Below are 13,508 nucleotides of genomic sequence, written 5' to 3' on the forward strand. Positions count from 1 at the left end.
TATCGAGCGAGCGGGAGGGGTGGCTCATCGTTCGAGTTCGGGGAGAGACGGTCGATTACGCCGACTCCCCGCGACGGTCGCGGACGACGTCGCGGTAGACGGCTGTGGTGCGGTCAGCGATGTCCGCCCAGTCGAACTCGGCGGCGCGCTCGCGGTTCCACGCCCCCATCGCTTCGAGGTCGAGCGAGTCGAGCGAGCGAAGCGCCGTCCCCAGGCCGTTCGGGTCGTCGGGGTCGTACAGGACCGCGCCACACTCCTCGCTGTCGTCGCCGAACAGTTCGGGTAGACAGCCGATGCGTGGCGAGACGAACGCCCTCCCGAAGCTCATCGCGAGGACCGCGCTCCCGGAGGTGAGCGTGTCGCGGAAGGGCAGGACGACGGCGTCGGCGGCCAGCATGTACGTCGGCACGTCCTCCGCGGGGATGTACTCGAGGCGCGTGCGGACGCGCTCGTCCCCGCGGGCAGCACGAGAGACCGCCCCGCGCACGTCGTCCGTGTGGGGGTTCCCCGCGACGAGGAGGTAGTCGTCGTCGCCGGCCACCCGGGAGAACGTCTCGATCAGCGTCGGGACGTTCTTGTACGGGCGGATGATGCCGAAGTACAGCAGCACGGTCGCATCGAGGGGGAGGTCGAGTTCCGCGCGCGCGTCGGCCCGAGCGCCCTCGGTGTCGTACCGGTCGAGATAGTGTCCGTGCGGAACGACGTGCATCTTCGCTCGCTCCGTGGGGTCGAGACCGTACTCCTCGATCGCCTGGTCGATAGCGGCGTTGCAGTGGGCGATCACCGCGTCGCAGAAGTGCGTGACGAACAGTCGCTTGAGCCGCTTCTCGGTCTCGGGATAGGGGAAGTCGTGCGAGGTGAGGTTGTGGAGCGTCCAGACGACGCGGACGCCGAGCAGTCGCAGGACGAAGAGTTCGACGAAGAGCATGGTCGCGCGCACGTAGAACAGCGGACGCCACGGGGCGTGGAAGTACGCGTGGAGCCAGTGGACGTGGAGGACGTCCACGTCCGAGTTCCGGAGGTACGACCGAAAGAGCGTGAAAAAGAGTCCACCGACGGTGGGTTCGACGGTCGCTCCACGCTCATCGAGGGACTCTCGGAGGGCTTCCTGGTACGGATTGGACGCGTAGTACGGAGCGAAGAGGACCTTCACGTCATCCGGCAGCGACGAAGAGGGAACGAAAGTATGTGTCGACTCGGTCGGGTCGCCACCGGCAGCCCCGGTGAAACGCGGCCGGACTACGTCGTCGTGTGGCTGTCTGGGTCCCACTCTCAGTCCTCGGGGAGGGTGTGTGGAGACCCCGAACCGGATGGCGACACCGACCCACCAGCCCGACTCGGCCGAGTCGAGCGGTGGCGGTGAAACCCGAGTCCACACAGCCCGACCCCGCTCAGCGTGACGAGCGAGAGGGCGGCGACGAGTCCGAGCGACGCGGCCGGTGCCAAGAGGAAGAAAGAGACGAACAGTCCGAGGAGTGCCACGGCGACGCCGGGGAAGCCGAGCGCCAGAAGCGGCCGGTCGCGGACCGTCGTCGTGGCGATCGCCGACAGCAGATCGAACCCCTGCGTGATGGGGTTCTGGCTGCTGGCGTGATCGACGTCGTAGGTGATGGTCGTCCCGACCTCGGCGGTCGTGTAGCCGTTCCGGTGGACGTGATAGAGGATGTCCAGGCTCGCCGCCATGCAGTCGCCGATGGTCTCGTCCGCGGCGAGCGACCTGGTGACCAGAGCGTCGTACGCGCGGAAGCCGCTCTGTGCGTCGGAGAGGCGCTGGCTCGAACGGTACGTGCCGAGGCTGAGGTTCGTCAGCGTGTTGATCACCCAGAGTCCGAACCGGCGATACAGCGGCGCGTCGGTCGCCGCCCCCTCGACGAACCGACTCCCGATGACGACGTTCGCACCCGTCTCGACCTGCGTGGCGACGAGGCGGGGGATGTCCGAGACGGTGTGCTGTCCGTCGGCGTCGATGACGACGAGGTGGTTCGCTTCGCGGGCGGCGGCCTCGACGAAGATGGTCTTCAGGGCGCCGCCGTAGCCGCGGTTCGTCGGGTGTCGGATGACGAGCGCGCCGGTACGCGCCGCCTCTGCTGCGGTGTCGTCGTCGCTGCCGTCGTCGACGACGAGGACGAGGTCGGCGTGCGGTCGGACCGCGTCGACGACTGCCCCGACCGTTCCCTCCTCGTTGTACGCCGGCATCGCGACGACGACGCCGACGTCGTCCGGGGTGTCGTCGGACGCGCCCCCGTAGCGGGGTCGACTGGTCGAGGCGGTTCGGTTCGGAGGGGTTCGATTCGGAGAGGAACCGGAGAGAGTGGATGGTTCGGCCGTCGAGATGGACGCGGCCGACTCGGTGACATCTGGTGACACGTCTGAAGACCAGAAACCCTCGGTGGCGCTTTGTTATAGGTTTGGTACGCGGGAGGGGGCCGGAAGTTAGAGATGGACCACAAATGCAAGCGATCCTGACACTCAGAGATTAGAGACACGTCACCAACGGTTAGGCGGGCGTCACGGCGGTCGAATCGGGACGGTCTCGATTCCGTCGTCCGTCCGAACGACAGCGCGGGACTCGCCCGAACCGATGCGGGACGACGCCGGACGGCGAGAGCGGCAGGAGCACACGACAGAAGGGGAACCGTTGCGAGCGAGGACAGCGACGCCGCGATTACGGTGCTACGACTCGGAGGGACTCGTCAACGAGTCGTGAGGGACGTCTTCGGCGTCGCCGGGGACGGGGACAGTGCTGACGATCTCGTCGATGATCTCCTCCGGCGTGACGCCGTCGAGTTCTGCCTCCGACGAGAGCGTGAGGCGGTGTCGGAGGATGGAGGGCGCCAGTCGAATCACGTCGTCGGGGACGACGTAATCGCGCCCGTCGATGGCGGCGTACGCCTTGCTGGTGCTGAGGAACGCGAGCGTCGTACGGGAGGAGGTGCCGTACTCGATGTCGGGGTGTTCGCGCGTCGCGTCGACGAGCGCGAGGATGTACTCCTTGAGGCGGTCGCTGACGTGGATGGCTTCGACCTCCCGCTGGGCCCGACGGACGTCGGCCATCGTCACCACGGCCGAGACGGCCTCGGGCCCCAGCTGTGGCGTGTCGTCGAACCGGTTGATGAGGTCCAGTTCGTCCTGGCCTTTGAGCACCTCGACGATGAGCTTCTGCTGGAACCGGTCGTTCTGTGCCTTCGGCAGTCGGAACGTCCCCTCCATCTCGATCGGGTTCTGCGTCGCGATGAGCATGAACGGGTCCGGGAGGCGTCTGGTCTCGCCGCCGATGGTGACCTGCCGCTCCTGCATCGCCTCCAGGAGCGCCGACTGTGTCTTCGGCGTCGCCCGGTTGATCTCGTCCGCGAGGACGATGTTCGCAAAGACCGGTCCCGGTCGGATGGTGAACTCGCTCGTCCGCTGGTCGTACACCTCCGACCCGGTGACGTCCGCGGGGAGCATGTCCGGTGTCATCTGAATGCGATGGTATTCGAGCCCCATCGCGATTGCGAAGAGGTTGGCGATGGTGGTTTTCGCCACCCCGGGAATCCCCTCGACGAGGACGTGTCCACGGGTGAGGAGCGCGACAGTCAGCCCCTCGACGACCGGTTCGTTGCCGATGAGGACCTTGCTCATCTCCGCACAGAGCGCCTCGTACAGTGTCTCCGCATGCGTCATTGCCCCTGTGAGGCGGAGAAATCGCATAGTTATCGTCTACCTACCTGAACCCCCACAACGGTTCCAGCAGTCGAGTCCGAGCGACGCGACGACAGGGCCGAGGGCTCGGCGAAGCGCTCAGGAATCGACGGTCACGAACAGGTGCCGGTACGCGGTGTCCGCCGTCGGGAAGGCGGGCGGGACGCGCTTGTAGAGGAGGTACGCGACGCGCTGGTTCGCACCGAGATTCGTCTCCGCCGGTATCGTGTGACTGATCTCACGGGTTTCGCCCGGCGCGGCCCGGAGGGTGAGCCGTTCGAGTTCCGTCTGGGCGACCACACGCTCGCGTCCGTCGACGACAGTCACCTGCTGGGCGACGGCGACGACGGTGTAGTCGACGGGCGCCCCTTCGTGGTTGACGACGCCGACGCGGAACGTCGCACTGCTACCGGGGACGAGGGCGTACCCCTGCGTCGTCGGCTCCGTACTGCCCGTCTCCGAGAGGAGGTAGAACTCGCTGAACGGCTCGGTCGGGTTCGGAGCGGCGGCGGCGTACGCGATGCTCCCCGCGGCGACGACGACACCACAGACGAGGAGGACGTTCAGGAACCGAGTTCGTCGCGGGGCGTTCACGAACGCGGCCTGGGTGACGTCTGAGACGCTCGACAGCGAGGGAGAGAAGCGGTCGGCCGGCGGGAGGCGAGCGCGTCGGACCCCTCCGACGAGGCAACACACCAGCGTGAGAACGCCGAGCGTGAGCGCCGTCGGCACCACGGTGAACCCCCACGGCGTGACGGAGAGGGACAGACCGGCGAGGGCGGTGAGCGCGATGCTCAGTGCGATGGCGAGGAGTACCCGGTCCACGCCGTCGAGCCGGTCCGGTTTCGGCGTCTCGGACGTCGCGAGCGGACTCTTGGCCCGGGGGAAGAGCGCGGCGAGGAGGGCGTAGCCGGGCAGGAACAACACGAGGAGGGCGCCGAACGGGACCCGAAGCGGCGTCTCACGGACGACCGGGAGGAACGCCGTCGACCAGGCGAGGACGACCAGCCCAGCCGTCGCCGCCAGGTCGACCGGAACCACGTACCCCCGACGGTGAAGCGGAGCGAGGAGCGACATCGCGTTCATTCGCCAGTCATCTCGCCTTCAGACACCAAAAGTCCATACCGCATAACACCGGTTCGGGCCGTCGTCTCGGTGAGTCACCGAACCGTGAACGTCGCCGTGGCCGACCGGACGAGTGAGCGACGAACCACGCCGCCTGCGGTCGGTTTCGGCGCTTCGAGCCGTCTGCCCCGGGCGGTTAGTCGACGTGTACCTATTAGCGCCGCCCGAGACGGGTAGACGAGTTCACGTATCGGCCGTCCGCGGCCCGGACGACCGCCGGTGGCGGGAACGGGCCGTATCCGTCTCGCCGGGCTGTGCAGGGTCGCCGGAGAGCGTGGCCGTTCCAAGCAATGACACAGATCACACACCCGACACAGGAACAACCCGTCTCCGAGACGGCCGACGACGCGACGCCACGACCGCTGAATCTGCTCCAGGTGAGCACGTTCTTCAAACCGTCCTGGGAGGCGGGCGGAATCGCCCGCGTGTGCTACGAGGTAGCGAAGCGACTCGCCGTCCACCACGACGTCACGACGTACACGACAGACGGCTGCCAGAGACGGCTCGACGTTCCCACCGACCGCCCGGTCGAGGACGAAGGGATGACGATTCACTACTTCAGGAACCTCTCGACGAGGCTGGCCAGTCACAACGCCTCGTTGCCGTACACGCTGCCGTTCCGTGCGCGGAGGGACGTCGAGAACTACGACGTCATCCACGTCCACACGCTGCGAACGGCCCTCGCCGTCGCTGTCTGTCACTACGCCCGCAAGCACGACGTGCCGTACGTCATCGAGGCCCACGGGACGCTCGTCCCGAAGTACAGCAAGCTCAGGTCGAAGCGGCTGTTCGACCGACTGTTCGGGCGGCGCATCCTCGCGGGTGCGGAGAAGGTGATCGCGCTGAACCGGACCGAGGCGCAACACTACGAGTCGTACGGGGTCGAGCCCGACCGGATCGAAATCGTCCCGAACGGGCTCGACCTCTCCGAGTACTCGGTCCCGCCGGCGACGGACACGGGCTTCCGCGAGCGACACGGAATCCCGCTCGACCATCGGGTGGTCCTCTACGTCGGCCGACTGCACGACAGCAAGGGGCTGGACCTGCTCGTCGAGGCGTTCGAGCGCGTGCGGGCGACGCGCCCCGACACGACGCTCGTCATCGTCGGGCCGGACGACGGCGCGGAGGCTAGTCTGCGACGGGCCGTCGCGGGCGCCGGACTCGACGAGGCGGTCGTCTTCGCGGGATACGTCCCCTGGGAGGAGAAACTCGCCGCGCTGGCGACCGCCGACGTGTTCGTCACGCCACGGTTCACCGGCTTCCCGATGACGTTTCTCGAAGCCGGGGCGGCCGGCCTCCCCGTCGTGACGACGTTCGTCGAGGAGGAACTCGACTGGCTCCACGAGCAGGTCGGCCTCGTGACGGCGTACGACGAGGCGGCGTTCGCCGACGCGGTCGGGCGACTCCTCGACGACGAGCCGATGCGAACCGCGTACGGCGAGGCGGGACGACGCCTCGTCGACGACCGATTCACCTGGGACGCCGTCGTCGCTCGACTCGACGCGCTCTACCGCGACTGTCTCCTCGACTCGTAGCGTCTCCTCGGCGTTCATCGCGGCGTAGCGTCCCCACCTAGCGTCGAAGCCGTTCTCTCACTGGTGCGATAGTCGTCTCCCGAGGGGTGGCGTCGTTGGCCTCTCCGTTCGTGTGTACGCTCGAAGCGCAGCGCCTGAGGTGCGTCGTCTCGCGGGGTCTCTCTCCGAGCGCGTCTGGCGATGACCGCGGTATGAGACCACTAACGCCCGGTATTCTGTGACGAACTTTATCCGAAACCGCAGTTGGTAGTGGCAACGACGATGGAAGACAGCATCACGATCGTACAGCACGGTGGCGGATGGATCTCGAACATCGGCAACGCCTTCATCGACTACGGCTCGATGTACTCGCTCGGTCAGGCCGCGCCCGAGGCCGACGTCCACCTGACGAGCAGCTTCGGTCGCTGGATCTCGACGCAGATGAACCGCGGGCTCCGCGGCGTGGTGTTCGGAAGCCTCGGACACATCGACAACGCGTTCAATCAGGTCGGTTCGGCCGACGCGGACTACATCGTCCAGTCGGGTACCTGCCTCTCGGACCACTGGATGCAGCTCCACGGCGACGTCCTGCTCGAGGCGAAAGACCGTGGTGCGGAGCTCCTCCTGTACGGGGTCGGGATGACCGACGACACGTACAACGAAGCAGAAATCGAGAAGACCCGCGAGTGGCTCGAACGCCTCGAACCCTACGCGTTCGTCTCGCGCGACGAGCGGACGTACGAGGCGTTCGACGACGTCGCCGACCACAGCTACAACGGCATCGACTGCGGGTTCTTCTCGAATCACAGCCACGACCCCATGCCGTTCGACCTCGACGAGTACGTCGTCGTCAACTTCGACAAGCGCCCCGAACCCGACCTGGCCGAACTCGGAATCCACCCAGACGAGACGGTGATCCGGACGCACCACTCGTTCTGGTTCGACTTCCCGTTCACGCAGTACCGCGAGATGCACAACGAGTACTACAACCGCGACAACGTCCTCATCTCGGACGTTCCGACGGAGTACCTCGACGTGTACGCGGGGAGCGCCGCGACGTACTCCGACCGCGTCCACGCCTGCGTGGCGACGCTCGCGTACGGCCACCCGGCGCACCTCTCTCACTCCACCCCGCGGGCACTGCTGTTCGAGCGGGTCGGCATGGGCGACATCACCCAGGGGCTCATCGAACCCGACCTGGAGGACCTGATGGAGGAGAAGCAGGCACAGATCGACTTCATGAGCGAGATCCTCTGAGCGTCCCGTACCGAACACCACGAGCGAACCGACCGGCGGCGTTCGACCCTCTAGCCCACTCATGAAGATCGTTCACGTCTTGCATCCGTTCGTCCCCGGACTGGGGTACCAGGAGAACTATCTCCCCGCCAAGCAGCGAGCGCTCGGCCACGACGTGACCGTGTTGACGAGCGACCGCTTCCCGGCGAAGTTCCGTGACCACGTCGGCAGTGACCGGTTCCCGGTCGGGACGACGACCCACGACGGGGTTCCCGTGCGCCGACTCGGGACGCGACTGGAGCTCTCACCCATCGGCGACGTCCTGCTCGCCGGCCTCTGGCCGGCGCTCGACGAACTCGACCCCGACGTCGTCCACCTCCACAACCTCGTCTCGCCGCGGACGCTCCAGACGCTGGCGTACGCCGCGAGGGTCCCGGTGAAGCTCTACGTCGACGTCCACATCGACAACGACAACTTCCACCTCGACACGCCGGTGAAGCGAATCGCGTTCGAGGCGTTCAAGCGGACCGTCCTCCCGCTACTCGTCCGCCGGGCCGACGGGTTCCTCCCGGTGAACCCCCAGAGCGAGACGTTCCTCCGGGAGGGGCTCGGAGTCCCCGAAGAGCGGATTTCGCACCTCTCTCTCGGCGTCGACACCACACGCTTCACATCCGACCCGGCGGCAGGGGCTGCCGTTCGCGCGGAACTCGGTATCGACCCCGACCGTCCGCTCCTCGTCTTCGCCGGCAACGTCGAACCGACGAAGGACGTCGAGACGCTCCTGGGGGCGTTCGCTCAGGTAGCACAGACACCCGACAGCGACACCGGTGCTCCCGTCCTGCTCGTGCTAGGTGGTGGCGACGAGGCGTATCTCGCGTCCCTCCGGGCGCTAGCGGAGCGACTCGGCGTCGGCGAACAGGTTCGGTTCCACGGATCGGTGCCCCACGAGGAGCTGTCAGCGTACTACAACGCGGCGGACGTGGGCGTCTGGCCGGGAAAGCTCGGCATCGCCATCATCGAGGCCATCGGAACCGGGCTCCCGATCGTCGTCTGCGACAGCGAGGCGACGACGTTCCTGACGGCGTACGACAACGGGCTCGTCTTCGCACGCGGCGACGTCGCGGAATTGGCCACCGAACTGCGACGATATCTCGACGACGAGACGCTCCGGGCGACGCACGCCGCGCGAGCGATCGAGTACGCCCGCGAGCGGCTCTCGTGGGAACGGATCGCCGAACGGAGCATCGAGCTCTACGAGGGTGACGACCCGGCAGCGGAGAACCGAGTCGATTCGAGCGAGCGGACCGTCCGACGTGAGGTGCGGTCGTGACCGAGACCCCCGGGTCGCAGGCGAGGGGCGACGAACACACACGGAGACACCGGCTCGAACATCAACACGGCCACGAGTCCGCGTTGGCGGTCACCTACGGAGGGGTCACCGACCTCCAGCGGGCGCTCCTCCTCGTCAGCTTCCTGGGGGTCGCCGCGTTCTCGCTCCGCATCGCCGGAGTCGTCTCCGTCCCCGTACTGTATCTCGTCCCGACGCTCGTCGCGTATCCGTTGAGCCGCCTCCTCCGGCGGACCTGCCCCCCACGAGCCTCGACGGACTCTATCTGGCGGTGCTGTTCCTCGGACTCGGGGGAATCCTCGCGTTCAGCTCGACGTATCCGGTGGGGTACGCCGACGTTCAGGTGCACATCGCCGCGACCCTCGAGACGGTCGTGGACGGGCGGCTCGACTTCCGCCCGGAGAGTTCGATAAACTTCGTCGCGCTGTACGTGGTGACGACCGCACTGGCCGACCTGACAGGGACGTCGGTACCGGCAGCGGCCCGGTTGTTCCCCGTGGCGGCGTTCGTCGTGTCCGTGCTGGTGTTCTACCACGGCATCGCTCGTCGGTTCCTCGACGCCCGAGCCGCACTGTTCGCGGCGTTCGTGTTCGGGACCAACTGGGGCGTGTTCCGCTTCGGCGTCGAGTTCCGAACGCTGAACGTCGCGCTGTTGTTCCTCCTCGTGGTGATTTCGCTCCTGATCAGAGAGTGGTTCACCACCCACCTCGCGAAGGAGAACATGGTGGTGTACACGCTCTTGATCGCCGCACTGGCGACGAGCCACCTGACGACGTACGCGTTTTACCTGGCCATGCTCACCGTCGTCGTCGTGGCGTTCGCCCTCCAGCAACCGCGACGAAACCTCCTCAACTACCTCCTCGTCTCCGTGGCGGCGCTGTTCGGATACATGACGTACGTCGGCGGCTCGCTCCGTGCCACGACGGTCGTCGTCGGGGCCGAGGCGTTGAGCATCGTCGCACGGTTCACCGGAACCGCCCCGGCCGCCAGCTACGGCACCAGCACGCAGGGGCTGATCGGTCTCACGTACGGCTACAACATGTTCCTCGCCCAGTGGACCCTCCGCGGGCTGTTCGTCCTCTCGTTCGGGCTGTTCGTCTTCGGGTGGGTACGTCGACGCGAGCGGTTCGGCACGCTCGTGATACTCGCCAGCGGTGTACTCGGATTCGGCGTGCTCGCGACGAGCTTCGTGGCGACGTTCGTCAACCCGAGCCGGGTGCTGACGTTCTTCGCCCTCCCGTACGCACTCACCTACGCGGGAGGGCTCTGTTACGCGTTCCACGAACGTCGGTGCGAGGAGGACGTCACCACGACCACGACACCACGCCGGTTCGAGGCAGTTCACCGCTTGCTCGACCGGACCGACCGGCTCCTCAGCGGACCGACCGCCAGAACGGTGGTTCGCGTCATCGTCGTCGCCGTCGTCCTGATCGCGGTCACGTCGACGTTGATGAAGTTCCCCGCGTTCATCGTCGGCGAGACCGAGCCGATCCGCACCCACCAACCGATCGACGACCTCCCCTACCTGCAGTTCGACGGCTACGAGACGTCGGCACGGACGTTCGTCCTCTCCCACCACGCAGGACCAGTTCAGTACGCGTACGGCGACTGGACGAGAGCGACAGCGCCGTTCTACTCGTCCGTCATCGAACAGCCCGACGAGGACATCGCCGACGAACTCGACCGGCTCACGCTCGTCGGCGTGGAGTATCACGCGTGGGCCGATTCGGAGGTCGAACTCGCGCCGGACGCCGACCGCGTCTACGACAACGGAGAAGTCGTCCTGCATCACGAGACGGCAGTGGTGAACCGCCCGTAGCGAACCGGCGGACCGAAGCGAGTTTCGAGAGACGGGGAGTCTGCGTTCGGTGCCTCGGCCGGTGTAAATTCCACCACATTGATTATAGAAACATATAAAATCAACAATTATTGGCTAATTTCCGAACAATAAGTTTATGTAAAATATCACCGTTTAGTCGAATGCGATGGCACGCGAACGCAGCGAACGAGTCGAGAGAAGTCGCAGACAGGTCTCAGACTCCTGGTCTACGGCTGTCGGCTCTCACCGACCCGAGCGACTGCCGGTTCGAACGGCTTCGTTCGGCCTCGCTGCGGTGGGCACGACACATCAGTATGTCGACAGCCCGAGCTGTCCATCCAAACTGGACAGAGTCCGGCACGACTCACGGCGACGCGGCAGTTCCGCGCCGGAACAGTGAGCCGAGCCGAAGCCACCACCAACCAGGAACTACGACCATGACCCCAAACCACGGCTACAACACGCCGACTGAAGGAACGCTCGACTGGCACCTCCCGCTGAACGACAACTTCGACCGACTGGAACGAGACGTTCCCGTCGTCGACGTCGAATCGAATCTGGACACGTACGTCCCCCACACCGGCACCCTGTTCTTCGCCACCGACACCGGCCGCCGGTTCGTCGGTGACGGTGAGAACTGGAGCGAACTCCCGTACCCCGACGGGACGACCAGCAACGACAGCGGCTCGTCGTCGGACGACGGCAGTTCGACCGACAGCACCGCGAACGTCGTCGTCTCGATCAGCAGCGGAACGGCCTCTGCGGCCCGGGACGGCTCGGAGTTCGCCTCCGGCGACGCCGACTCGGTCTTCGACTCGGTGATGAACGGGCTCCGAAGCGGTGATCACGTTCTCATCGAATCCGGGACCTACGAGATCAACACGCTCAAACAGACCAACGGCCTCACCGACATCACCTGGGAGAGCAAGGGCGAGGTGTACCTCGACGACAAGGGCACACCGCAGAACCGCATGTTTGGGTTCTGGAACTGCGATGGCGTCCTCATCACGGGCGGAACGTACGACTACGATCAACCGAACAACGTCGACGACGGGAAACCCGGTACACAGAGCATCCTCAACGTCAAATACTCGACCAACATCGAAATCGAGGACACGACCCTCCTGAACGCCGAGGACATGTTCGTCGGCGGGAACAACGCCACCTACGTCAACATCCACCACAACGAGATGCGCAAGAGCGGCGAGCGAGGGGTCTACATCTCCGAGGACGCGCACGACATCGAGGTCCACCACAACGTCATTCGTGGCGTAGACTCGGGTGCGCTCCGCTCGAACGAGGCCCCCACGGGCTGGTACATCCACGACAACGACATCGTGATGGAGCCGAACGACTACGGTGTCGTCTACCTCTTCGGCACCGGTGCCAGCGACATCCGCATCGAGAACGACACGGGGAAGATCAGCGCCTCCGGCGAGATCCTCCACTGCAAGAACACCGACTCGAACGGGAACCCCAACCGCAACATCACCATCACCGGCGGCTACTACGAGGGGAACCCAGAGAAGCAGAACTACCAGCGGTTCTCCGTGCTCGAAGAGTCGGACCTCTCGACCATCTCGGTGTCGGCGGAGACCGAGATCGTCAACCTCCCCATCAACAACCCGGAGATCCACGAGTAAGACGGCCAACTCGCGATTGTCTCGTTTCGCGGATCCCTCGTTTTTTACGCACGTCCGTCACAGAGCCACAGGAGTACCGAGCGGTGACGGTGCGCGTCACACGATGGAGACGACTATCGGGGATCGGGACGGATAGACGACGCACCACGTAGCGTACGCCGGGCGAGTCGCCGGAGGGTCGTGCGGACGCCGAGTGTGAGGCCGAACCCGAGACTGAGACACTGGCGGACGGAAGTAACGTGTGACCGACGGAGGTAGGACGTCCCGCGGCGGAAGTTCCCGTCGGCGTAGTGTCTGACCGCGACCTCGAACAGGTGACGACCGACGACGACGTGGCCGCGCTGTTCGAGGGTCGCGACGTCGGCGGCGAACGTGTCGAGGAAGTGTAACGACGCCCGCTCGACGGTCTCCGCCGAGGGCTTTCCCGAGCCGTGCTTCCGAACGAGTATCTCGTCGACGTACGCGAGTTTCCCCCGCTTGAGCAGCCGGGTACGGAACTCCCAGTCCTGTCGCCGCTGGAACGACTCGTCGAACCCGTCCATCGCGTCGACGACAACTCTTTCGACGACAAGCGTCGACATCCCGCCGGTCGAAAAGCCCCTGAGTAACAGCGAGTCGGCGACGAGTTCGGCGCCACCCTCCTTCCGAGTGTTCTCCCGTCCACCGACGCGGGTCGCGATGAGCCCTCGAAGGCCGCTGAGCCGCCCGTTTCGAATCCGGTCGAACCCGCAGTACGCTGCGACCCACTCGTCGCCACGGGACGTCAGACAGTCCACCTGTCGTTCGAGTTTGCGTGGATACCACTCGTCGTCCGCGTCGAGAAACGCGACATAGGTCCCACGGGCGTTCGCGATTCCCGTGTTCCGCGCCGCGCTCCCGCCACGGTTAGTCGGGTGTCTGACGTACCGGATACGGGGATCGTCGTACCCGGAGACGACGGACTCCGTCTCGTCCGTCGAGGCGTCGTCGACGACGATGAGTTCGAGGTCGGAGAGCGTCTGTGCGAGAACGCTCTCGATGGTTCGGGGGAGCACGTCCGCGCAGTTGTACGTCGGGACGACGACGCTCACCGTCGTCATCGTGTGTCCCGCGGGTTTCCAGTGAGACAGGAGATGGTCATTAACTGACCGAGAGGACGCGGC

General features: G+C 65.8%; 10 protein-coding genes. 5 read left to right on the forward strand and 5 right to left on the reverse strand.

Going from position 1 to position 13,508, the window contains the following annotated elements; translation table 11 throughout:
• Positions 1-55 precede the first annotated feature (55 nt).
• From C2R22_RS15410 to C2R22_RS15425, 4 genes are all read right to left on the reverse strand, one after another.
• Positions 56-1,153: a glycosyltransferase gene (locus C2R22_RS15410; RefSeq protein ID WP_103426540.1), complete on the reverse strand. Its 1,098-nt coding sequence runs from the start codon at positions 1,151-1,153 to the stop codon at positions 56-58.
• Positions 1,154-1,272: 119 nt separating this feature from the next.
• Positions 1,273-2,367 carry a glycosyltransferase family 2 protein gene (locus C2R22_RS15415; protein WP_103426541.1) on the reverse strand — a complete coding sequence of 365 codons (1,095 nt, stop codon included), beginning with the start codon at positions 2,365-2,367 and terminating at the stop codon, positions 1,273-1,275.
• A gap of 306 nt (positions 2,368-2,673) precedes the next feature.
• The gene (locus C2R22_RS15420; RefSeq protein WP_103426542.1) at positions 2,674-3,663 is read right to left on the reverse strand and encodes an AAA family ATPase; all 990 of its coding nucleotides are present in this window, start codon (positions 3,661-3,663) and stop codon (positions 2,674-2,676) included.
• A gap of 117 nt (positions 3,664-3,780) precedes the next feature.
• Positions 3,781-4,767: a DUF1616 domain-containing protein gene (locus C2R22_RS15425; RefSeq protein ID WP_103426543.1), complete on the reverse strand. Its 987-nt coding sequence runs from the start codon at positions 4,765-4,767 to the stop codon at positions 3,781-3,783.
• Positions 4,768-5,096: 329 nt separating this feature from the next.
• On the opposite strand from C2R22_RS15425, the gene C2R22_RS15430 reads away from it, so the two are divergent.
• The 5 genes from C2R22_RS15430 (at position 5,097) to C2R22_RS15450 (ending at position 12,366) form a co-directional block, all read left to right on the forward strand.
• A complete protein-coding gene (locus C2R22_RS15430) occupies positions 5,097-6,341 on the forward strand; it encodes a glycosyltransferase (RefSeq protein ID WP_103426544.1) in 1,245 nt (414 codons plus the stop codon).
• A gap of 261 nt (positions 6,342-6,602) precedes the next feature.
• Entirely contained in the window at positions 6,603-7,577 is a 975-nt protein-coding gene (locus C2R22_RS15435; RefSeq protein WP_103426545.1) for a polysaccharide pyruvyl transferase family protein, read from the forward strand.
• A gap of 61 nt (positions 7,578-7,638) precedes the next feature.
• Entirely contained in the window at positions 7,639-8,886 is a 1,248-nt protein-coding gene (locus tag C2R22_RS15440) for a glycosyltransferase family 4 protein (RefSeq protein ID WP_103426546.1), read from the forward strand.
• A gap of 289 nt (positions 8,887-9,175) precedes the next feature.
• Positions 9,176-10,723, forward strand: a complete 1,548-nt coding sequence (locus C2R22_RS15445; protein ID WP_103426547.1) for a hypothetical protein — start codon at positions 9,176-9,178, stop codon at positions 10,721-10,723.
• Between the two features lie 437 nt (positions 10,724-11,160).
• A complete protein-coding gene (locus C2R22_RS15450) occupies positions 11,161-12,366 on the forward strand; it encodes a hypothetical protein (RefSeq protein ID WP_103426548.1) in 1,206 nt (401 codons plus the stop codon).
• Between the two features lie 113 nt (positions 12,367-12,479).
• On the opposite strand, the gene C2R22_RS15455 is transcribed toward C2R22_RS15450, so the two are convergent.
• Complete coding sequence (locus tag C2R22_RS15455; protein WP_103426549.1) at positions 12,480-13,445, reverse strand: glycosyltransferase family 2 protein; 966 nt, start codon at positions 13,443-13,445, stop codon at positions 12,480-12,482.
• Positions 13,446-13,508: the final 63 nt, after the last annotated feature.

It is taken from the genome of Salinigranum rubrum, assembly GCF_002906575.1.
GTDB lineage: Archaea > Halobacteriota > Halobacteria > Halobacteriales > Haloferacaceae > Salinigranum > Salinigranum rubrum.